Origin of the sequence: Micromonospora sp. MP36 (assembly GCF_008119785.1) — a bacterium.
Classification (GTDB): domain Bacteria; phylum Actinomycetota; class Actinomycetes; order Mycobacteriales; family Micromonosporaceae; genus Micromonospora.
Map to the genome: position 1 here is coordinate 1 of NZ_VSFA01000070.1, position 20,830 is coordinate 20,830.

Annotated in this window: 15 protein-coding genes and 3 pseudogenes; 10 read left to right on the plus strand and 8 right to left on the minus strand. The window is 74.1% G+C overall.

Annotated elements, in window-relative coordinates:
• From FXF52_RS41955 to FXF52_RS29935, 3 genes and pseudogenes are all read left to right on the plus strand, one after another.
• Positions 1 to 1,108, plus strand: a pseudogene (locus tag FXF52_RS41955) (peptidase M6); the annotation flags it as partial.
• A gap of 75 nt (positions 1,109 to 1,183) precedes the next feature.
• Complete coding sequence (locus FXF52_RS41960; RefSeq protein WP_187413793.1) at positions 1,184 to 1,615, plus strand: hypothetical protein; 432 nt, start codon at positions 1,184 to 1,186, stop codon at positions 1,613 to 1,615.
• Positions 1,612 to 2,211: a TlpA disulfide reductase family protein gene (locus FXF52_RS29935; protein ID WP_187413794.1), complete on the plus strand. Its 600-nt coding sequence runs from the start codon at positions 1,612 to 1,614 to the stop codon at positions 2,209 to 2,211. Before FXF52_RS41960 ends, FXF52_RS29935 begins: the two co-directional genes overlap by 4 nt.
• 16 nt (positions 2,212 to 2,227) lie before the next feature.
• On the opposite strand, the gene FXF52_RS29940 is transcribed toward FXF52_RS29935, so the two are convergent.
• From FXF52_RS29940 to FXF52_RS29960, 5 genes are all read right to left on the minus strand, one after another.
• Positions 2,228 to 2,896: an HAD family hydrolase gene (locus FXF52_RS29940; protein ID WP_148801760.1), complete on the minus strand. Its 669-nt coding sequence runs from the start codon at positions 2,894 to 2,896 to the stop codon at positions 2,228 to 2,230.
• Positions 2,893 to 3,510 carry a YdeI family protein gene (locus FXF52_RS29945; protein WP_148801762.1) on the minus strand — a complete coding sequence of 206 codons (618 nt, stop codon included), beginning with the start codon at positions 3,508 to 3,510 and terminating at the stop codon, positions 2,893 to 2,895. Before FXF52_RS29945 ends, FXF52_RS29940 begins: the two co-directional genes overlap by 4 nt.
• Before the next feature lie 59 nt (positions 3,511 to 3,569).
• Positions 3,570 to 5,891: a transglycosylase domain-containing protein gene (locus FXF52_RS29950; protein ID WP_148801764.1), complete on the minus strand. Its 2,322-nt coding sequence runs from the start codon at positions 5,889 to 5,891 to the stop codon at positions 3,570 to 3,572.
• A 243-nt stretch (positions 5,892 to 6,134) separates the two neighbouring features.
• Positions 6,135 to 6,815 carry a hypothetical protein gene (locus FXF52_RS29955; RefSeq protein ID WP_255472480.1) on the minus strand — a complete coding sequence of 227 codons (681 nt, stop codon included), beginning with the start codon at positions 6,813 to 6,815 and terminating at the stop codon, positions 6,135 to 6,137.
• A 160-nt stretch (positions 6,816 to 6,975) separates the two neighbouring features.
• Positions 6,976 to 8,184 carry a hypothetical protein gene (locus FXF52_RS29960; RefSeq protein WP_148801767.1) on the minus strand — a complete coding sequence of 403 codons (1,209 nt, stop codon included), beginning with the start codon at positions 8,182 to 8,184 and terminating at the stop codon, positions 6,976 to 6,978.
• A gap of 155 nt (positions 8,185 to 8,339) precedes the next feature.
• On the opposite strand from FXF52_RS29960, the pseudogene FXF52_RS42585 reads away from it, so the two are divergent.
• Positions 8,340 to 9,194: pseudogene (locus FXF52_RS42585) on the plus strand (diacylglycerol kinase family protein); the annotation flags it as partial.
• 9 nt (positions 9,195 to 9,203) lie between these two features.
• On the opposite strand, the pseudogene FXF52_RS29970 reads toward FXF52_RS42585, so the two are convergent.
• Positions 9,204 to 11,765: pseudogene (locus tag FXF52_RS29970) on the minus strand (AMP-binding protein); the annotation flags it as partial.
• 84 nt (positions 11,766 to 11,849) lie between these two features.
• Here FXF52_RS29970 and FXF52_RS29975 point away from each other — a divergent pair.
• The 6 genes from FXF52_RS29975 to FXF52_RS30000 all read left to right on the plus strand — a co-directional run bounded on the left by FXF52_RS29975 (position 11,850) and on the right by FXF52_RS30000 (position 18,375).
• Entirely contained in the window at positions 11,850 to 12,887 is a 1,038-nt protein-coding gene (locus FXF52_RS29975) for an iron ABC transporter substrate-binding protein (RefSeq protein ID WP_148801769.1), read from the plus strand.
• Positions 12,888 to 12,940: 53 nt separating this feature from the next.
• Entirely contained in the window at positions 12,941 to 14,455 is a 1,515-nt protein-coding gene (locus FXF52_RS29980) for an iron ABC transporter permease (protein ID WP_148801771.1), read from the plus strand.
• Positions 14,452 to 15,486 carry an ABC transporter ATP-binding protein gene (locus tag FXF52_RS29985; RefSeq protein ID WP_148801773.1) on the plus strand — a complete coding sequence of 345 codons (1,035 nt, stop codon included), beginning with the start codon at positions 14,452 to 14,454 and terminating at the stop codon, positions 15,484 to 15,486. The genes FXF52_RS29980 and FXF52_RS29985 overlap by 4 nt, the downstream gene beginning before the upstream one ends.
• Before the next feature lie 32 nt (positions 15,487 to 15,518).
• Positions 15,519 to 16,313, plus strand: a complete 795-nt coding sequence (locus FXF52_RS29990) for a nucleotidyltransferase domain-containing protein (protein WP_148801775.1) — start codon at positions 15,519 to 15,521, stop codon at positions 16,311 to 16,313.
• A gap of 54 nt (positions 16,314 to 16,367) precedes the next feature.
• A complete protein-coding gene (locus FXF52_RS29995) occupies positions 16,368 to 17,471 on the plus strand; it encodes a hypothetical protein (protein WP_255472482.1) in 1,104 nt (367 codons plus the stop codon).
• Positions 17,472 to 17,562: 91 nt separating this feature from the next.
• Positions 17,563 to 18,375, plus strand: a complete 813-nt coding sequence (locus tag FXF52_RS30000) for an SAM-dependent methyltransferase (RefSeq protein ID WP_187413796.1) — start codon at positions 17,563 to 17,565, stop codon at positions 18,373 to 18,375.
• Positions 18,376 to 18,420: 45 nt separating this feature from the next.
• Here FXF52_RS30000 and FXF52_RS30005 read toward each other — a convergent pair whose 3' ends face one another.
• Together FXF52_RS30005 and FXF52_RS30010 are read right to left on the minus strand one after the other, a co-directional pair.
• Positions 18,421 to 19,932, minus strand: a complete 1,512-nt coding sequence (locus tag FXF52_RS30005; RefSeq protein ID WP_148801777.1) for a hypothetical protein — start codon at positions 19,930 to 19,932, stop codon at positions 18,421 to 18,423.
• Between the two features lie 18 nt (positions 19,933 to 19,950).
• Positions 19,951 to 20,814 carry a peptidoglycan-binding protein gene (locus FXF52_RS30010; protein WP_187413797.1) on the minus strand — a complete coding sequence of 288 codons (864 nt, stop codon included), beginning with the start codon at positions 20,812 to 20,814 and terminating at the stop codon, positions 19,951 to 19,953.
• Positions 20,815 to 20,830 lie beyond the last annotated feature (16 nt).

The window sequence follows — 20,830 nt, forward strand, 5'->3', positions numbered from 1 at the left end:
CGTTCCGTTGCGCCGCGCGTACACCGGCATCTGGAGCATGATGTCGCGCGGCTCCTTCAACGGCCCGGGCGGGCCGCACACCCGCTGGCAGATCCCCCCGGTCAACGGTGGCTCGATGGGGTCCCTGCACACGCTGCGGGACAAGCTGAAGATCGGGCTGCTCGGTGAGGAGCATGCGCTGCGGCTGTCGCGGGAGGGGCTCGCGTCGTCCGGCCTGGTCGTCGCCGACGTCACCGCCCGCGCGGTCGACGCCGGCCCGGGTGGGCTGACCGGCATCAACATCGCGATGAACGCCGACCGCTCGCCGGCGTGCAGCACCACCACCGACCCGCTCTGCGACGGCGGCCGGTTCAACAACTACACCGTCGAGGTCGTCCAGCGGATGGGTGCGGACTCGTTCACCCCTGACAACGGCGTGCTGATCAGCAAGACCAAGAACACCGACAGCGCCCCGTTCGTGTGGGTCGTGGACGCGAACCCGCAGGACATCGACATGGTGGACTTCTACCAGCCGAACGGCACCCCGCAGAAGATCACCATGGGCGACTACCGGCAGCTGTCGGACGCGCTGTTCCACGCCGGCGCCAACTCCGGCAGCGAGTACGAGTACGTGGACGAGGCCAACCGGCTGCACTTCTACGTGCTCAACCTCCGCCGCGACGGTGACGGGGTGCTGTCCTACACGGTGGCGGTCCGGTCGCTGGACGGCGCCGGTCCGAGCGAGCACGGCGTGGCCCTGTCGAAGGGCTCCCTGGTCACCCAGGGCAAGCCCACCGGCAAGGGCGCGAACTGCACGTTCGACCTGACCAACACCGGCCGGTACGTGGCCGGCGAGCAGGTGCACCCGGAGGACGCCAGCGCGTACCTGAAGTCCGATGTGTACCGGCTCTCGGCGACCGTCGACGGCAAGGGCTGGCGGGTTCAGCTGCCCAACGAGCTGGCCACCGCCAAGTTCGGCGCCACCACCCCGGTCGACGTCTCGGTCGGCGCCACCGCCGACGCGGCCGCGACCACCCTGGTGACGCTCACCGCCACCTCGGAGAGCGACCCGAGCAAGACCGTGACCAGCCAGTGCCGGGTCGAACGGCCCCGGGCACTGCTCGGCTGACCCACGGAAGGGCCCGGGGCGGTGGGGACCACGTTCCCCGCCACCCCGGGCCCGCCCCGACGATCTGGAGGACAGATGCGGCGTCTGCTGGCAGCGGTCGTGCTGCCGTCGCTGCTCACCGGCGCACTGGCCGGGTGCGGTGGTGCCGAGGAGGCCCGGTCGGCGATGACCGTGCGGGTGCTGGTGCGGGACATCAACATCCGGCCGGAGGGCGTGGAGTGCGCCGGCACCGGCCCGTACACCCACTTCCACAACCGCGCGCCGTTTCAGGTGATCGACGCCGGCGGGCGGACGCTGGCCGAGGGCGTGCTGTCCTCCGGCACGTCCGTGGCCACCTTCGAGGAGGACCTGGAGGTGACCCGCGTCCCGACGTACTGCGAGTTCTCCATACCGGTCGAGCTGGCCGCCCGGGACGCGTACCGGCTGGTCGTCGACGGCCACCCGGCGATCGACCTCACCCCGAACAGCAGCGAGGGGCCGGCGCTGGTCGCCGTGGTGCCCTCGTGACCCGCCCGTACGCCGTCCGGCTGGCGGCCCTCGCGCTGGCGCTCGGCGCGGTGCTCTCCGCGACCGCCTGTTCCGACGGCGACGACGCGCCAGCGCGGACCGAGGCCGTCGCCGGTGGGGCATCGGCGCTGCCCGGCCCGGCGCCGGCGGGCCTGGCGCTGCGACCGGCCCCGTCCGGCGAGCCGGGCGCCCCGGCCGTCACCGGCCCGCTCACCGACGGCAGCCCGATCGCCTTCGCCGACCTGTGGGCCGACCGCCCGGTCGTGCTGGTCTTCTTCAGCTCCTGGTGCACCGCCTGCGCGCAACAGCAGGACGCCCTCAGCGAGCTGGCCCGCACCCACCGGGACAAGGTGGTCTTCGTTGGGGTGGTCACCGAGGACAAGCCGGAGGATCTGCAGCGTTACCTGCGGGAGCACCGGGTGGAGTATCCGGTCGTGGTCGACGACGACGGCGCGATCTGGCGGTCGTACGCGGTCCGCGAACCCCCGGCCGTGGTGCTGGTCGCCAAGGGCGGTGCGCTGCTGCGGGGCTGGCCGGGCGGCGTGGACGCGCCGACCCTCGACGGCCAGCTGCGCCAGCTGGTGCTCGCCCCCTGACCGGCGCCGCCAGCCATCAGCGGCGTCCGGACTCCAACCGCGCCACGGCGTCCACCACCTCGGGGAACGCGTCGATGAACAGGTCGACGTGTCGCGGGTCGAAATCCTCGCGCCGCCGTACGCCGCTCTGCAGGCAGCCGACGAACGACAGTCCCGCCTTCCCGGCGGCCTCGGCGTCGCCCGGCGAGTCGCCCACGTAGGCGCACTCGTGCGGGGCGAACCCGGTGCGGGCGAGCAGCTCGTCGAAGGCCCGGGGATCGGGTTTGCGGTAGCGGGTGTTGCCGGCGTGGAAGACGGCGCTGACCCGCTCGGCCAGGACGTGTTCCGGCGCCAGCAGGTGCGCCATCTCCGCCTCGGTGCGCGAGGTCAGCAGCAGCACCGTCCGCCCCGCCGCCACCAGCCGGTCCAGCGCGCGCAGGTTCTCCGGCGGGATCACGTCGAGCCGGCCGGCCGCGACGTAGCGGTGCAGCACGTCCGGGTACGCCGCCGCGAACCGGTCCAGGTCCACCCCCGGCGAGCGCAGCCGCATCGCGTCCAGCAGCGGCTGCCCCCAGGTCGCCAGGTGCACGGCCCGCGGCATCGGGTCGCGGCCGATCCGCCCCAGCACCTCGTTCTCGAGCTCGAAGCACGCCGCCTCAGTGAGGCACAGCGTGTCGTCGACGTCGACCGCGACAGCCCGGATCACCCGGCCACGTCCCCCCGTTCGTCGAGCGTCCGGCGCTGCGGGTAGACGGTCTCGCCGCGGGCCAGCATGGCGACGAACTGGGCGATGCGGCGTTCCCGGGTGTCGGCACGCTTGGCGCTGGTGAGCCGGTACAGGATGGCGTACCGGTTCTGCGCGGTGAGGATGTCGAACATCGCCCGGGCCCGGGGCTCCGCGGCCAGCGCGGCGGCGAGATCCGCCGGGACCTCCGCCGCGGCCTGTCCCGCGTAGGCGGCGTCCCAGCGGCCGTCGCCCTTGGCGCGTTCCACCTCGGCGATCCCGGCCGGGTGCATGCGGCCCTCGGCGAGCAGCCGGGCCACGATGCCGACGTTCCGGGCCGACCAGGGGCTACGAGCCCGCCGCGGGGTGAACCGTTGCCGGTAGGTGCTCTCGTCGCGGCCCTTGACCTGCCCGTCGATCCAGCCGTGGCAGAGGGCCTCCTCGAGCGCCTGGTCGTAGCTGAGGGTGGTGGGCCCCTGGCTGCCACGCTTGGCCAGGACCAGCCACACCCCGGTGGGGTCGGCGTGGTGTTCGCCGAGCCACCGCCGCCAGGCGGCGGCATCCGGGACGGTCAGCTCCGGCAGGTCACCGCTCACGTCAGGTTCTCCACCGGTGGATCATCCCACCGCCGGCGGTGGCCCGGGCGGAGCGGCCGTCACTGCGGCTTCCGGCTCTTCGACGGCGACAGGGTGGGCAGCGGGGGCAGCGACGGCGACCCCGTCGGCGGCGGTGTCGGCGAGTCGGTCGGGCTGGGGCTGGACTCCGAGGGCGTCACGCTCGGCGTCGGCCGCGTCGTGGGCCGGGGCGCGGAGGTGGTCGGCGCCGGCTGCGCCGGGCCGGTGGTCGACGGGGCGTCGTCCGGGAACTTCGGGTCGTCGAACCGGTACTTGTCCGGGTCGAGCTTGAGGGACTCGGTCGCCTGTGCCATGAACTGCCGCCAGATCGGCCCCGGGCCGCTGGCGCCGTACACCTCGTAGCTGCCGTCCTTCGTCCGCAGCGGCTTTCCGTCGGTGGTGCCGAGCCAGACGGCGGCCGCGAGAGCCCCGGTCCAGCCGACCATCCAGGTGTGCACGTTCTGCGTGGTGCTCTGCCCGGCCTGCCAGGTGCCGGTCTTCCCGGCGGAGTCCCAGCCGTTGTCCAACTTGGCCGCCTTGACCCGGCGCAGCGTCCAGTCGAGCTGGTTGATCGCCTCCTCGTTCAGCCCGAGGTCCGTCGTCTTCAGCTGCTCGGTGTAGAGCTTGTCGTCGCCCTTTGTCACCGACCGGACGAAGTGCGCCTCGGCGCGCTTGCCGCCGGCCGCGAAGGTGGCCATCCCGTTGGCGTGGTCCTGCACGGTGATGCCGTACTGGCCGATGCCGACCTCGGTGGAGAAGCGCTTCGCGACCTCGTCGGTCGGCTTGTCGCGCAGTTCCACCCGCTGCGGCTGCGGGTTGCCGTGCACCGTCTCCCACATGGAGTCGACGCCGGCCCGCTTGGCCATGTCCATCACCTTCGCGACCCCCAGCTTCTCGGTCAGCTCGAAGTAGGTGACGTTCAGGGACGCGACCGTGGCCTCCCAGAGGGCGCAGTTCGGCTGGCACGGCGCGTGTTCGGCGTTACGGATGGGGCCGGCCGGGCTGGCCTTGGTCCGCCCCGACTCGGGGAACTCCTTGGTGTCCGGCGAGTCGAAGTGCTGCTTCACGGAAACCTTGTTCTCCACGGCGGCGGCCAGGTCGTACACCTTGAACGACGAGCCCGGCGGGTGCTGGCCGAACCCGCGCGCCTGCCCCTTCTCGTCGTAGTACCAGCCGGCGTAGTCCGCGCCGGTGCTGCTGTTGCCGCCGTAGTAGCCGAGCACCCGCCCGGTGCCCGGTTCCACCGCCACCAGGGCGGCCTGCCAGTTCTTCGGCTGGCCCCGGACCGCGTCGGGGGCGGTGCCGCGCCGGATGTCGGCGGCCGCCTCGGCCGCGTCCTGGACCCGCTTGTCGATGGTGGTGACGATCCGGTAGCCGCCGTCGCGGATGACCTCGTCCGGCTTGCCGCGGAACTGTTCGGTCTGGCGCAGCTCGCTGAGCACGTGGTCGACCACCAGGCCGGTGGGCCGGTCGAGGCCGGACTGGCCGGCGTCCGGGTCGATCGGTTTCACGTCGTCCGGGTACGCCAGGTTCGCCGCCTCCTCCCGCGTCAGGTAGCCGAGCTTCACCATGCCGTCGCGGATGTAGTTCCAGCGGTCCATCGAGTTCTGCCGGGCCGTCGCGTTGCGCCGCGGATCGTAGCCGGGGGAGCCCTCGGGATCGTTCGGATCCGCCTCCGGCTGCTTCACCATCGCGCAGAGCACCATCGCCTCCGCCTGGGTGAGCTGCTGGGACGCGGGCGCGTCCCGGCGCACCGTCTTGCCGAAGTAGGTCTGCGCGGCCGCCTCGATCCCGTACGCGCCCCGGCCGAACGGGACGGTGTTCAGGTAGAAGCCGAGGATCTCCTCCTTGCTGTACTTGTCGTCCAGCTTCCAGGCGATCACCGCCTCACGAAGCTTCCGGGAGTAGGTGACCCCGCGCAGGTCGGCGGCGACGCGGGCGTACTGCTGGGTGATGGTGGAGGCGCCCTGCCGCTGCCCGCCGGTGAGGTTCGACCAGGCGGCCCGGAGCACGCCGCTGAAGTCGATGCCCTTGTTGGTCCAGAAGGTGCGGTCCTCGGCCGCCACGATGGCCTGCTTGGCCGAGTCGTTCATCTGGTCGTACGGGACGATGGTGCGGTTCTCCGCGCCCAGCTTGGCCATCGGCGTGCGGCCGTCCGAGTAGTAGACGGTGGTCGACTCCGGGAGTTTGAGGTCGGCGGGCGTGGGCACGCTGTCGAAGTAGTAGCCGCCGGCCAGCACGCCGGAGCCGGCCAGCAGCGCGAAGACCGCCAGGAAGATCAGTATTCGCCGGCGCCGACGTGGCCGCCCCGGCCTCGGGGCGGTGGCACCCCCGACGTGGTCGCTGTCACCGGTTGGAAGCATCCGCACCCGATACCCTCCGACTGCTCGGCCGAATCGTGTCCCCGCCTCGGCCCGCCAGGCTAGCGGACCTGCGGTGACAACGGCGGCAGTCGCCGCCGCCGGGTGTGATGCTGGTCGCTGCTGAGCTGAGGACCAGCTCGGCAGCGCCCCGTGACCGGGGGGCTACCGGCTGGCGTCACCGGACGTCGCCGCGACGGTGACCGGGCAGCGGGGCGCCCGGTCACCGCCGAGGCTCCGGCCTGCTCAGTGCAGCGCCCACCGGTGGACCGGGCCGTTGCGTGGCAGGACGAGTGGACGGCGCACCGGCGAGCGGGCGTTACGGCTGGACCGACCGGTCCAGAACGGCGACAGCCGCCACATCGAGTAGGTGGTCGTGTCGCCGTCGAGCGGGAAGTCGTCCCGGTGGGTGTAGCCGTGCCGCCGGAACAGCTCGTGGCCCGCCTCGGTGAAGACCTCCGCGTACGTCGGCAGGCTCAGCGTGTCCATCCAGCGCTGCGACCTGGCGAGCACGGCTGCGGCGTGGCCCGACTCCGCCGGGCCCGGTGCGGCGAGCAGGGCCAGATGGTTGTGCGGCTCGGTGGGCCGGCGTGCCGCGAGGCTTCGGCCGAGCACGAGGAAGCGGTCCCGGTCCGCGCCGCACGCGTCGTCGAGCCGGTCGGCGTACCGGGCCGGCGGTGGGATCGGCCGGTAGCGGTGGAACCAGACGGTCGCGGCCGTGCCGTCCGGGAGCAGGAACGCGTCGCCGAAGAGTAGCGCGTGCTCGGCCCAGATCCGGGCCACGGTGGCGAGGACGGCCGGCCGGCGGTGCTCGTCGGGGACGAGCCAGGCGCCGAGGTCGGTGGGTGTGAGGGCCTCGGCGGCGAGATCGGCGATCCGGCCGATGTCGCACCACCGGGCCCGGACGACGGGCATGCTCACGTTCATGGGTAACTCCTGGTCACCATCGTGATCGGGTACGTCGGGGAAGGGATGCCGGCGTCGGCGCGGACCGCCGCGGGCCGGCACGGGCCACCAGGGGCCGTCAAAGCACACGGGTACGCGGGGGCCGCCCGTGCCGTGCGGACGGCACGAAACGGCCCGCCGGTCAGGCGGGCCGGGTGCCCGGGCGGGGCGAGCGGGAGGGGAGAGCGCCGTCACCGGTCAGTTGGCAACGGTGTCCGGCCAGGCTGGGCGGTGTCCATGCCGACGTGGGGGCGTCGGCGGGGCCGCCGTGGACGGTGCCGGACGCGCCGGATCCGCTGGTGCCGGGGAAGGTCGTGGCCGGCGCGGAGTCCGCGTCGGGCCCGACCGGATGCGGGCCGTCTGACCCGGCGAGACGCGGCAGGGACGAGAGTTGCGTCGTGGTGGGCCGGTCCGTCGGGGCGCTGCCGGGTGCGGGTTCCGAGGCGGCTCTGGCCGGGGCGTCGACCGGTCCGGTGGCCGGCCCGACGCAGCCCGGGCCGGTGCCGGGCATCGGCTCGCCGGCCGGGCCGTCGCCGGGCGTCGGTTCGCCGACCGGGCCGGCCGGCGGCGTCGCCGCGGGTGGCGGATCCACCAGGTCCGTCACCGGTTCGAGGGTCTCGAGCACGGGATCCAGCGGCTCGAGCACCGGATCCAGCCCTTGCCAGACGGGCGAGAGGACCGGGGCGAGCGGCTGCGTCACCGGACGGAGAGCGTCGGCCACCGGGGTGAGCACGCCGGTCCGCACGGGCTCGGTGACGGGCCGTAGCGCGTCGGCCACCGGGGCGAGCGCTCCGCCGCGCACCGGGTCGGTGACGGAACGTAGTGCCTCGGCCACCGGCGCGAGCACCCCGGACCGGACCGGGTCGGTGACCGTGCCCAGGGCGTCACCCACCGGTGCCAGTGCGTCCCCACCGAGCAGCCCGGTGGCCGGGCGGGGCGCCTCGGCGGGCTTCGGCGTGCCGGCCCGCGCGGGTGGCTCCAGGTGGCGGGCCGGCGGGGTGGACACCCGGCCCGGCCGAGGCGAGGCCCGGTCCGGGGCCGGGCGGCTCGGTGCCGTCCGGGTCGGCGGCGGCGCCGGGCGGGAGCCGGGTGCCGCCGGCGGGGTGGGTGGGGCCGCGACGTCGGTGGGCGCTTCCGGTGCCGGTGGAGGTGCCGCCGCCTCGAGGACCGGGCGGAGGATGCCGGTGAGCAGGTCGGCGGCGGCGTCCACCGGCGCGGCCGGCGGACGGTCGGCGGCGTAGGCGGCCGGGCTGGTGGCGGCCTCGTGGGCGCCCCACGCCACGACGACCCCGCCGAGCAGGAGCCCGAGGCGCAGCGCAACGCGCGTCCACCGCCCGCCTCGTCGAGTCATCCCAGCACCTCTCCGGCCACCGGCCATCGCCGGCGATCAACGTCCGCACTCTACCGAACGCAGTCGATTGATCACAGGGTGCCGCTGGTCGAAGTCGGCGCGTCGCGCGGTGTGTCCAGGCGTGCCCGCGCCGACCGCTGGGTACCACCGGGACCATGAGCACGCCCACTGCCGACGGCCCCGTCGTAGACCCGGCCACCCCGGAGGCCGGCGTCGTCGCGGTCGTCGCCCACCGGAAGAAGACCTTCGGCGGTGGCCTCGACGAGCTGCGGACCCGCCTGGTCGCCGCCGGGGTCGGCCAGCTCCTCTGGTACGAGGTGCCGAAGAGCCGCAAGGCGCCGAAGAAGGTACGCAAGGCCCTCGACCGGGGCGCCGCGCTGATCCTGTTGTGGGGCGGCGACGGGATGGTGCAGCGCTGCGCCGACGCCCTGGCCGGGACGGAGGTGCCGATGGCCATCCTGCCCGCCGGCACCGCGAACCTCTTCGCCGGCAACCTGGGCATCCCCACCGACCTGCCCGAGGCGGTCCGGATCGCCCTGCACGGCCAGCGACGCAGGCTCGACCTGGGCCGGCTCAACGGGGAGCACTTCGCCGTGATGGCCGGCGCGGGCTTCGACGGCGACCTGATCCGCGACGCCGACCGCAGGCTCAAGGGCCGGCTGGGCCGGGTCGCGTACGTCTGGACCGGGCTGCGGCACGTACGCGGCGAGCTGGTCCGCACCCGGATCCGGGTGGACGGCGCCGACTGGTTCGACGGCGAGGCGAGCTGCGTGCTCTTCGGCAACGTCGGCACGATCACCGGTGGCATCCCCGCCTTCGACGACGCCCGCCCGGACGACGGCGCCCTGGAGATCGGCGTCGCCACCGCGAGCGGCGCGGTCGACTGGGCGCGGACGCTGGGGCGGATGGCCGCCGGCCGCTCCGCCGACTCGCCGTTCGTCCGGATCACCCGTGGGCGCCGGGTCCGGGTGCGCTTCGCCGCGCCGAAGACGTACGAGCTGGACGGCGGCGCGCGGGGCACGGCGCGGCGGCTGAAGGTGAAGGCGGTGCCCGGGGCGTTGACCGTCTGCTGCCCTGGCCGAGCCGAGCCGGGCCAGCCACCGGGTCACGCCGCGGACGGCCGCGGCGCAGCCGATCCCGACGGCGAGCGAGGCGAGCAGTGCCAGCTCGGGCGACCACGGCCCGACCACCGGCAGCACCTGCCAGTGGGTCAGGTAGATCCAGAGGGAACTGCCGGCCAACACGGCGGCCGCTCGGTTGACGGCCGGCAGGCTGGGCAGCCGGGGCACCCAGACCAGCAGGGCGAAGCCGGCCACGATGAACGCCTCCCGGTACGGCTGGCCGAAGAACCCGGGCACGGTGAGCGCGGCGACGGCGGTGACCACCACCCGCCGCGCGGTCCCGCGCGCCCGAGCGGCCGCCCAGCCCAGCGCGAAGAGCCAGCCGACGACCACCGACTCCGGCACGTGTCCGCGGGTGGCGAGCCCGGGCAGGTCGTACCGGGTGACCAGGCCGAGGAGGGCGAGCGCCAGCGGCAGCCCGAACGGGTACCGGCGTTCGATCCGGTCCACGGCCGGTACGGCGATCAGCACGGTGACCACCAGGAGGAGGTGGACCAGCGCCTCGATGAACCAGAAATGCCACTGGGTTGCTCCGTCGTGCGGGCCGAGGACGCCGTTGAGCAGCAGCACGTTGGCCAGCGTGTAGTCGCCGGTGACCGCGCCGGCCAGGGCGATCCAGGCCACCGACGGCAGCACGATCCGGCCGACGGCGCGGACGCCGCCGCGTACCCGCTCCCGCCGGGGCGCGGTGGTGAGCTGAAAGCGGGCGAAGTTGAACCCGGCGACGGCGAGCAGCAGATGCGCGCCGCCCTTGATGGTGAAGACCGGGATGTGTGAGCCGACGATGACGACGATCGCCAGCGCCCGCAGGGCCACGCCGGTCTCCAGCACCCGCCGCCGGGTCGGCCGGGTCGGCGCCGGCCGGGCCAGCTCCCGGATGGGGCTGGTGTGCCAGTCGGCGAGCAGGTCGCCGAGGAGTTCCTGCAGGCGGACGGACGCCGCCACGTAGGACAGCGAGTCGCCGCCCAGGTCGACGAAGCTCTGGTCGGGGCTGACGTCGGGCTGGTCCAGCAGTTCGGCGTAGAGCCGGCAGAGCTGGTCCGGACCCGCCCCGGAGGGCGCGGAGGCGGGCGCTGGCGGCGCGGCCAGGGCGCGGACGGCCGCCAGGTCCGGCTTGCCGTTGCCCAGCCGGGGCAGCTCGGCCAGCACGTGCGCACGGACCGCGCGGGCCGGCAGCCCCGCAGCGGCGGCGGCCAGGCGGCGCACCCGGCCGGGGTGGTGAGCGCCGGTCGCGGCCACCACCAGCTCGCGGTCCGTCCCGACGCAGTACGCCTCGACGCCCGCCCGCCGCAGCCGCTCCGCCACGCGCCGTGGGTCGACCCGCAGGCCGAAGATCTTCGCGAACTCGGCGGCCCGCCCGACGATCTCGTAGAGCCCGTCCGGCGCACGCCGGGCCACGTCGCCGGTGTGCAGCTCCGTGACGGTGCGTCCGAGGGCCAGGTCGCCCGGCCGTTCGGCGTAGCCGAGCATCACGTTGGGTCCGGCGTAGACCAGCTCGCCGGTGTCCGGCTCGGGCCGGTCCGGCAGCGGGCGCAGCCGGAACGACCCGCCGGGGATCGGCAGCCCGATCGCCTCCGGTCGGTGCTCGGCCAGCTCCGGCGGCAGGTACGCCATCCGGGCGGTGGCCTCGGTCTGGCCGTACATGACGAAGAACCGCCAGCCGTGGCGGCGGCCGAGGGCGGCGTACCTGGTCACCCGTTGCGGGTCGAGTCGGCCGCCGGCCTGGGTGAGGTAGCGCAGGTGGGGTAGGTGCATCCGGTCGAAGCCGACCCGGTCCAGCAGGTCGAAGGTGTACGGCACGCCGGCCAGGGTGGTGCCGTGCGCGGCGTGGAACAGCTTCCAGAAGCAGCGGTCGGTGACCGACAGTCCGGTGAGGATCAGCGCCGCCCCGCGGAGCAGGTGGCTGTTCACCACCGACAGGCCGTAGCAGTAGTGCAGCGGCAGGGTGGTGGCGGCCCGGTCGGTGTCGCGGATGTCGAGATACTCGGCGATCGCTTCGGCATTGGCCTGCAGGTTCGCCGACGACAGCCGGACCAGCTTAGGGGAGCCGGTCGACCCGGAGGTGCTGAGCAGCAGCGCCAGCTCGGGGTGCAGCTCGTGGCGGCTGCCGGGGCGACGCTCGTCCACCACGAGTTCCCCGTCGACGCGGCCGATCACGACATCCGGGTCGTACGCCTGGGTCAGCTCGGTGGTCGCGGTGTCGTGGTCTCCGGGCACCAGCAGCAGGGGATGTCCGCCGGCCAGCGCGGCCAGGTACGCGACCAGCTCGTCGACCCGGTTCGCGCCAGCGAGCAGCACCAGCCGGCGGACCGGGCCGAGCCGGGCGACCAGCTCGCTGATCCGCTCGGCCAGCTCGGCGTAGCTGAGCCGGCCGTCGGCGGTGATCACTGCCGGCCGGTCGCCGTGCCCGGCCAGGGCGCGGACGAACGGCGCCGGCCCGGTGTGGGGGAGGACGCGCATGGCCGACAGGTTAGGGGAGCCTCACCTAATTTCCAGCAAGGGGGTGGCTTGCTTCAACCGGGGCCAGTAAGGTAAGCCTTACCTGTGCGACAGCGTCTCAGTTTCCTTCTGGCCAGCACTCTCGCCGGCCTGTTGTCCCTGACCGCCTGCGGCGGCCCCGACGGCGACCCGGGCAAGCCCGGCGACAAGCGGCTGACCGTCTACAGCGGCCGCAGCGAGGCCCTGGTCAAGCCGGTGCTGGAGGAGTTCGAGAAGGCCCGCGGCGTCAAGGTCGACGTGCGCTACGGCACCACGTCCCAGATGGCCGCGCAGCTGCTGGAGGAGGGCAGGCGCAGCCCCGCCGACGCGTTCTTCGCCCAGGACGCCGGCGCGCTCGGCGCGGTCAGCAAGGCCGGCCTCTTCGCGGTGTTGCCCGCCGAGCAGCTCGACCGGGTCCCGGCCGCGTACCGCGACGCCAACGGCCGGTGGGTCGGCGTCAGCGGCCGGTCCCGCGTCCTGGCCTACAACGCCGACCAGGTCCGCGCCGCCGAACTGCCGACGAGTGTGTTCGCGCTGACCGACCCGAAGTGGCGGGGCAAGATCGGTGTCGCCCCCACCAACGGCTCCTTCCAGGCGTTCATCACCGCCCTGCGGGTGCAGCACGGTGACGCCAAGGCGCGCGAGTTCCTCACCGGGCTCAAGGCCAACCAGCCGCAGATCCGGGAGGGCAACGTCCAGATCGTCGCCGACATCGACGCCGGCACCCTCGCGGTCGGCCTGGTCAACCACTACTACGTGTACGAGCTGGCCAAGGAGCGCGGCGGCAGCACCGACGTGCTGAAGGCGAAGCTGCACTTCTTCCCTGACGGCGACACCGGTGGCCTGGTCAACGCGGCCGGCGTCGGCCTGCTGGAGCGGGCCGGCGCGGACCCGGACGCCCAGGCGCTGGTCGACTACCTGCTCGGCACCGAGGCGCAGACCTACTTCGCCACCCAGACCTTCGAGTACCCCTTGGCGGCCGGGGTGCCCGCCGCGCCGGGTCTGCCGCAGCTGGCCGCCCTCGAGGCGCCGAAGATCGACCTCAACGACCTCGACACCCTCGACGCCACCGTCGCAATGATCAAGGAAGCGGGGCTGGCCTGAGCGCCGTCCTGGCCGGCGACCGTCGGGCGGACGCCCGGCGGTCGCCGCGCCGGCTGATCCGCCGTCCGGCGCTCACCGCCGCCTCGGCCGCCGCCGTCGCGGTCGCCCTGCTACCGCTGGTCTACCTCGCCGTACGCGCCGGCGAGGCGGGCGGTGACCGAATCGCCGCCGAGCTGTTCACCGCGCGGGTCGCGGTGCTCGCCCTACGCAGCCTCGCTCTCGCCGCCGTGGTCACCGCCGCCTGCGCCGTGCTCGGCGTCGGCACCGCACTCCTGGTGGCCCGTACCGACCTGCCCGGCCGGCGGGTCTTCGGCGTCGTCGCCACGCTGCCGCTGGCCGTCCCCACCTATGTGGCCGGCTTCGCCTGGACCGCCACGGTCACCGGCTTCGAGGGCTTCTGGGCCGCCGCCCTGCTGCTCACCCTCTGCTCCTACCCGTACGTCTTCCTGCCCGCGGTCGCCGCGCTCAACCGGACCGACCCCGGCCAGGAGGAGGTGTCCCGATCACTCGGGAGGGGACCATGGGCCACCCTGTTCGGGGTGACCCTGCGCCAGATCCGCCCCGCCGTCGCCGCCGGAGCCCTGCTGGTCGCCTTGTACGTGCTCAGCGACTTCGGCGCGGTCTCCATCGTCCGGGTCGACACCTTCACCCGGGCCATCTTCACCGCGTTCAACCTCGGCTTCGACCGCACCGGCGCGCTCGTGCTGTCCACCGTGCTGGTGCTGCTCACCGTCCTGCTGATCGGCGCCGAGCTGACCACCCGCACCCGCGACGCCCGCTACGCCAGCACCGCCGTCCGACCCCCCGTACGGCTGCGGCTGGCCCGGTGGCGCGGGCCTGCGCTGGCCGGTCTGCTCGCGGTGAACGGGCTCGCCCTCGGCGTGCCGGCCGCCGGCCTGGCCCGATGGCTCGCGGCCGGGGTGTCCCGCCCCGGCTCCCTCGCCGAGATCGCGGCCGCCGCCGGCGCGTCGCTGACGGTCTCCCTCGCCGGTGCGGCACTGACCATGCTCCTCGCCCTGCCGCTGGGGCTGCTCACCGCACGAGCGCCGGGACCGGTCGCCACCGTGCTCGACCGGCTCACCTACGTGGCCCACGCCCTGCCCGGCGTGGTCATCGGCCTCTCCCTGGTGTTCTTCGCGGTCAACGTGGCCTACCCCCTCTACCAGAGCGCCTGGCTGCTCGCCCTGGCGTACGCGGCGCTCTTCCTGCCCCTGGCCGTCGGCGCGGTGGCCGCCGCCGCCGCGCAGAGCCCGCCCGCCGTCGAAGAGGCCGCCCGGTCCCTCGGGCGTGGCCCGTTCACGGTGTTCCGCACGGTGACCCTGCCGCTGACGCTGCCCGGCATCGGCGCCGGCGCCGCGCTGACGTTCCTCACCTGCGTGAAGGAGCTCCCGGCCACCCTGCTCCTGCGCCCGACCGGGATGGACACACTGGCCACCGAGCTGTGGACCCACACGTCCACCGCCGCGTACGCGGCCGCCGCCCCGTACGCCGCGATCCTGGTGGCGCTCGCCGCCGTGCCGACCTGGTTGCTCGCCGTCCGAACCGGACTCACCGGAGGCGCCCGATGACCGAGAGGATGGTGACCCTGACCGGGGTGACCAAGTCGTACGGCCGGGTGACCGCGCTTGCCGGCGTCGACCTGGACGTCGCCCGCGGTGACCTGCTGGCCGTGCTCGGCCCGTCCGGCTGCGGCAAGACCACCCTGCTGCGCTGCCTCGCCGGCTTCGAACGGGTCGACTCCGGCGTGGTCACCGTCGCCGGGCGACAACTCGCAGGCGACCGGGTCCACGTGCCGCCGCACCGCCGCCGGGTCGCGGTCGTGCCGCAGGACGGCGCGCTCTTCCCGCACCTGTCCGTCGCGGACAACGTCGGCTACGGCCTGGCCCGGGCCGACCGGCGTGGCAGCCGGGTCGAGGAGGTGCTGGCCCTGGTCGGGCTCGCCGGATACGGCGGGCGGATGCCGCACCAGCTCTCCGGTGGCCAACAGCAGCGGGTGGCGGTGGCCCGGGCCCTGGCCCCTCGCCCGCCGCTGGTGCTCCTCGACGAGCCGTTCAGCGCTCTCGACGCCCAGCTCCGCGGCGAGCTGCGCGCCGACGTCCGCCAAGCGCTGCGCGCCGACGGGGCGACCGTCGTGCTGGTCACCCACGACCAGGGTGAGGCGCTGTCCATGGCGGACGCCGTGGCGGTGATGCAGGCCGGCCGGATCGTCCAGTGCGGTCCTCCGGCCGAGGTCTACCGCAACCCCGCGGACCCGTGGGTGGCCGCGTTCGTCGGCGACGCCGTGCTGCTGCCGGCCACCGTCGACGTCGATGTGGCGGTCACCCCGCTCGGCCGGTTGCCGCTACGCGGCCCGGCGACCGGCGGCACCGTCACCGTGCTCATCCGCCCCGAACAGCTCCGACTCGCCCCGAGCGGCGGGTCGGCCGCGACGGTGGTCCGGCAGGACTTCCACGGACACGACGCGCTGACCACCCTCCGGCTGCCCGACGGCACCCTGCTCACCGCGCGGACGCTCGACGAGGGCGCCGCGCTGTCCGCCGGCACCCAGGTCAGGGTGACGGTCCGCGGGCAGGTCCGGGCGTACGCCGGGCCGGTCTGAGCCGCCGCCGGGCCGACCGGCAGGATGCGGGCATGGACGACGACGTACGCGGATACCTCGCCGAGCTGGTGGACCGGGCCCGGGCGGTGCTCGGCGAGAATCTGGTCGGCGCGTACGCGGCCGGCTCGGTGGGGCTGGGCGCGTACCAACCGGGACGCAGCGACGTGGACGTGGCGCTGGTGGTCGCCCGCCCACTCGACGGCGCGGCGAAGCGGGCGCTGGTGGAGCGGCTGCGGCACGAGGCCCTGCCCTGCCCGGCGCGCGGCCTGGAACTGGTCGCCTACCGGCGGGACGTCGCCGGCTCCGGCACCCCCGAGCCGGGCTTCGAGGTCGAACTCAACACCGGGGCGACCATGCCCTTCCGCGCCACGTACGACCCGGCCGACCGGCCCGCCGCCGATGGGCGCTTCTGGTACGCCCTCGACCGCAGCATCCTGCGCCAGTCCGGGCTGAGCCTGCTCGGCCCGACCGCCGCCGACGTGTTCGCCGATCCCACGCCGGAGGACCTGCGCCGGCTGCTGGTCGCGGCGCTGACCTGGTGGCTGGCGCTGCCGACCCCACCCGGGGACGGCCCGGCCCCCGGCGCGGAGGACGCCGTGCTCGGCGCCTGCCGCTCCCTGGTTCGCTGCCGCGACGGCGTCTGGCTGGCCAAGGTGGACGCCGGGCGGCGGCTCGCGGCGGGACAGGCGCGGCCCGGCCCCGGCCGCGACGACGCCGACCTGATCGAGCGGTCGATCGCGGCCCGCCGGGGAGGCCTGCCGCCGAGTGGCCCCGAGGCCCGCGCCTTCCAGCGCCGGGTCCTCGACGAAATCGCCGGCGCGCATTGACGGAGTTCGACGCTCTACTGTAAACAAGGTGTACCGCTGAGTCGGGGAGGCCCCATGCGACGCTCGGTACCGCTGGCCGCGCTCCTGCTCGCGCTCGCCACCACCACGCCCGCCGCCGCCGCGCCGCCACCCCGGCCGGCGCCCGCACCCGCCGCGGCCACCCCGATCCAGGTCTACGGCGCCTGGCACTGCGGCAACGACTACTGCACCTGGGGCACCACCCGCACCGTGACCGAGTTCGACAGCCAGAACCACTGGCTGATCGACCGGGGCGACGGGCGGCCCTCGGTCAACCTGGTGGTGCTCAGCTTCGTCAACCCGCTCGACCTGCTGCACCAGACCACCGACGCCACCACCCTCGACGGCGTGCCGCGCGGCATGACCCCCGAAATCGTCGGCTGGTTCACCACCCACGGCGTGCGGGTGATGCTCTCCATCGGGGGCATCACCTACACCGACGACTGGGACGCCGCCCTCGCCGAGAACCCCACCCTGCTCGGCCAGCGGGCCGCCGCCGTCGCCACCCGGCTCGGCGTGGGCATCGAGATCGACTACGAGCGGAACAGCAGCCCCAACCTCACCGGCCTCCAGTCCTTCATCGACGCCTACCGGGCGATCCACCCGTACGACGCCGCCGGCGCCCGGCCCGAGGCCCGGCTCACCATCGACGTGGCGGCCGGCGACCGGTGGCTCATCGACCTCAACCGCAAGGCCACCGCCGACTGGCTGCGTACCGACACCCCGGTCCTGGACTACGCCAACGCGATGGTCCCCGCCCGGCCCGCCTCCGCCAGCACCTCGCAGGCGAGCTGGCAGGAGCACGTCGACGGAAAGCCGCAGTACAGCCCGCCGGTGCCGCCGCTGGCCCCGGCCAAGTTCACCGGCGGCGTCTACCTCGCCTACGGCGGCAAGCCGCTGCCGGAGTGCGTCGACTACGCCACCTCGGTGCAGCAGGCCGCCGCCCCGTACGTGCAGAGCGTCGCCCCGCGCGGTGCCGGCACCACCGCCGGCATGCTCGGCTTCATGTTCTGGGCGGCCGAACGCCCCGCCACCCGGGGCATCGGCACGGTGCCGCCGAACACCTGCGAGCGCGGCGCCGGCGCCGGCGCGACCGCGTTGGCCGTCCCGGTGCCGATGCCCGCGTTGCGGCAGAGCTGACCGGGCGGGACCCGACCGGCCCGGCCGACGGTTGCCGCACGTCCGACGGGCACCTACGCTGTGCGCGACCACCAGACACAAAGGAGCGTCGGTGACCGAGCAGCCCCTGACCGCCCCGGCCCGCGCCGACGCGCTGGACACCAGCGTCCCGCACTCGGCCCGCCTGTGGAACTACCTCCTCGGCGGCAAGGACAACTTCGCGGCCGATCGGCAGGCCGCCGAGCAGGTCCTCGCCTTCATGCCGGAGCTCGTCCAGTCGGCCCGGTTCAACCGCGAGTTCCTCGGCCGCGCGGTCCGCCACCTCGCCGGCGAGGCCGGCGTCCGGCAGTTCCTCGACATCGGCACCGGCCTGCCGACCGCCAACAACACCCACCAGGTCGCCCAGGCCACCGCGCCGGAGTCGCGCATCGTCTACGTCGACAACGACCCGATGGTGCTGGTCCACGCCCGCGCCCTGTTGACCAGCAGCCCCGAGGGCGCCACCGACTACATCGAGGCGGACCTGCGCGACCCGGAGCTGATCCTGACCGAGGCCCGCCGGACGCTGGACTTCGACCAGCCGATCGCCATCATGCTGCTCGGCATCGTCAACTTCGTCGTCGACGACGAGGAGGCCGCCCGCATCGTCCGGCGGCTGGTCGACGCCGTGCCGCCCGGCAGCTACCTGGTCCTGTCGCACCCGACCCGGGAGGTCAACCCGGAGGCGGTCGACCGGGCGCTCGCGATGTGGAACGAGGGCGGTGCCGCCCAGATGACCGTCCGGACCCCGGCGGCGATCACCCGGTACTTCGACGGGCTGGAGCTCCTCGAACCGGGCCTGGTCACCTGTTCCCGGTGGCGTCCGGACGGCAACGACACCACCCCCACCTCGGAATACTGCGCAGTGGGCCGCAAGAACGGCTGACCCGGGCCGGCCGCCCGGGCACGGTGCCGGGCGGCCGGGACCGGATCAGTCCCGCACCCAGGTGAAGGTGACCCGGGCGCCGGCCGGCAGCCGGTCCAGGTCGTTCAGCTCCAGCACGCCGGTGACCGCGCCGAACAGCTTGGCCTTGCGCAGCCGGAGCTGCCCCTCCGGGAGCTGGTAGCGGTAGAGCCCGTTGGCGTCGGTGCGCTTGGCGTCCTGCACCGCGATCGTCCAGTCGCCGTCCTTCGCGTGCAGCCCGATCTCCTTGCGCCAGGTCAGGCCGGACCCCAGGGTCAGCACGAACTCCACCTCGTCGGCCGGCTTGGCGCCGGCCTCGATCCGGTAGTCGACCGCGTCGTGGTCTCGGGTGATCAGCTGACCCGCCGGCAGCTCGGACCAGGCCGGCAGGTGGCTGGTGGGCAGCGGGTCGCCCATCGGCAGCTTGGCCAGCGCGCCGTCCGGCACCACCCCGACCCGGTCCCAGCGCAGCCCGAGCGCGGTGAACGTGGTGGGGTCCGGTACGTGGTGCAGCGCGCCGCCGGACACCAGGTAGACGGGATCCTTGTGCTCCTCGCGGAGCGCCGTGCCGTCGATCGGCACCGGGGTCAGTGCGCGCAGCGAGTCGCGCGGCACCACCCGGACGTCGGACCAGGTGAAGCCGAGCCGGATCAGGGTGTCGGGGTCGGGGATGTGGAAGCCGTGGCCGCCGTAGGTGACGTACACCTCGGGGCGGTCGATCTCGCGGAGCAGCAGGCGGTCGCCGGGCCGGTCGGCGACGTACGCCGTCGAGCCGTCGGGCAGCTCGACCACCTCGGTCCAGCGCAGCCCCAGCCGATCGAACTCCTGCGGGCTGGTCACCCAGAACTTCGCGCCGCCGTGCACCACGTAGATGCGCGGGTCGGAGCGGTCGCTGAGCAGCTTGCCCGCGGAGAGGTACCACGGCGTCCGGGGGGAGTAGCGCTCCACGAAGAAGCCCCGCCACTCGTCGCCGTTGCTCTGCCGCACCGCCCGGTCGGCCGGGTCGTACGCGGTCTTGAACTCCAGCACGTCCTCCCGCCGCCGGAACCGGTTGTCCCAGATGAAGATCCGGGTCCGGGTGGCGTCCTGCTCGTAGCCGTACGCGACCACCTGGTGGTCGTTGCCGAAGCCGGCCGGGTCGCGGGACTGGACCAGCCCGAGCGGCTGCGGGAGTCCCTGGTCGAGCAGTTGCTTGAGCTTGGGGAACTGCTCCTCCCGGGTCATCCGGGCCACGCCGATCCCGCGTAGCGTCGTCGGGTGGTCCGGGGTGCTCATGAACTGGGCGTACATCGCCCAGTTGTCCATGATGCTGGTGATCAGCCGGTCGTAGATGTAGTCGGCGACCGGGTTGCCGTCGGCCGGGAGCGTGCCGGCGTCGGGCACCGGGAGCCGCCGGTGCCAGTGATCCAGCGCGGCGAACGCCATGCCGCCGCACCGGCCCTTGGTCTCGGTGATCGGCAGACCGATGATCTTGATCTGGTTGACGAAGGCGTTGGTGAAGGCGAAGCCGTCCCAGGCCGGACGGAAGGACACCCGCATGAGGACTCCCGAGTGTGTTCAGTAGGTGACCCGGACGCCCATCTGCGCCCAGGTGAGCCGGCCGACGATGCCGTCGTCGGTGAGCCCGCGCATCCGCTGGTACCAGCGGACGCCCGCGTCGGTGCGCTCGTCGAAGTCGACGCCGGGCGGGCCGCAGCGGCGGGTGCCGATGAAGCGCTTGACGAAGGCGACGTCCTCGCCGGTGCTGCCCCGCCGCACGGTGCGGGACCCGGGCGCCCGGCCCGGCTGCGACGGGGGCGGCGCGGTGGCTTTCCGCAGCGCCGCCAGGGTGGCCGGGCCGACGACGCCGTCCACCGTGAGCGCCCGGGCCCGCTGGAAGCCGCGCACCCAGGCGGTGGTCCGGGGGCCGAACGCCCCGTCGACCGTGAGCCCGGCATCGAGCCGGTTGGCCAGCGTCTGCAACTCCCGTACGTCACTGCCCCGGCACCCGTCGCGCAGCACCCGGTCGCCCAGCCGGGTCACCGCCGCGGCGGCGATGCCCCACGGCCGCTGGCTGTCCTCCAGCGCGCGCTGGTGGCTGACGCTGACGTGCAGGTGCTTGTTGTGGGGGTTGGAGCCGGTGTAGCGGGCGGGGGCGAAGCCGCGGACGCGGCTCCAGATCACCCGGTTGTAGATCACGTACTGGCAGGACGGGTGGGTGATGCAGTGGCGGATCACGAGCAGAGGGTCGATGCCGTCGACGTCCACGTCGATGGCGTTGACCGAGCGGTCGTCGCCGTCCGGGTTGTGGTCGGAGCGGGAGCCGCGCGCCTGGTGGGCGGCGTCGCCGATCCAGCCGTCGGAGCCACGGTCCCGGTGCGGCCACCGGGCGTTGATCTCATCGCGCAGCACCCGCAGGGTGGGCGCCAGGTGAGCGCTCACGTCAGTGCTCCTCGTC

What these genes read in the sequence shown, in the direction of transcription:
- FXF52_RS41960 (WP_187413793.1), top strand. Translation starts at nt 1,184, where the DNA reads ATGCGGCGTCTGCTGGCAGCGGTCGTGCTGCCGTCGCTGCTCACCGGC.
- FXF52_RS29950 (WP_148801764.1), bottom strand. Translation starts at nt 5,891, where the DNA reads ATGCTTCCAACCGGTGACAGCGACCACGTCGGGGGTGCCACCGCCCCG.
- FXF52_RS29955 (WP_255472480.1), bottom strand. Translation starts at nt 6,815, where the DNA reads ATGAACGTGAGCATGCCCGTCGTCCGGGCCCGGTGGTGCGACATCGGC.
- FXF52_RS29960 (WP_148801767.1), bottom strand. Translation starts at nt 8,184, where the DNA reads ATGACTCGACGAGGCGGGCGGTGGACGCGCGTTGCGCTGCGCCTCGGG.
- FXF52_RS29985 (WP_148801773.1), top strand. Translation starts at nt 14,452, where the DNA reads ATGACCGAGAGGATGGTGACCCTGACCGGGGTGACCAAGTCGTACGGC.
- FXF52_RS29990 (WP_148801775.1), top strand. Translation starts at nt 15,519, where the DNA reads ATGGACGACGACGTACGCGGATACCTCGCCGAGCTGGTGGACCGGGCC.
- FXF52_RS29995 (WP_255472482.1), top strand. Translation starts at nt 16,368, where the DNA reads ATGCGACGCTCGGTACCGCTGGCCGCGCTCCTGCTCGCGCTCGCCACC.
- FXF52_RS30005 (WP_148801777.1), bottom strand. Translation starts at nt 19,932, where the DNA reads ATGCGGGTGTCCTTCCGTCCGGCCTGGGACGGCTTCGCCTTCACCAAC.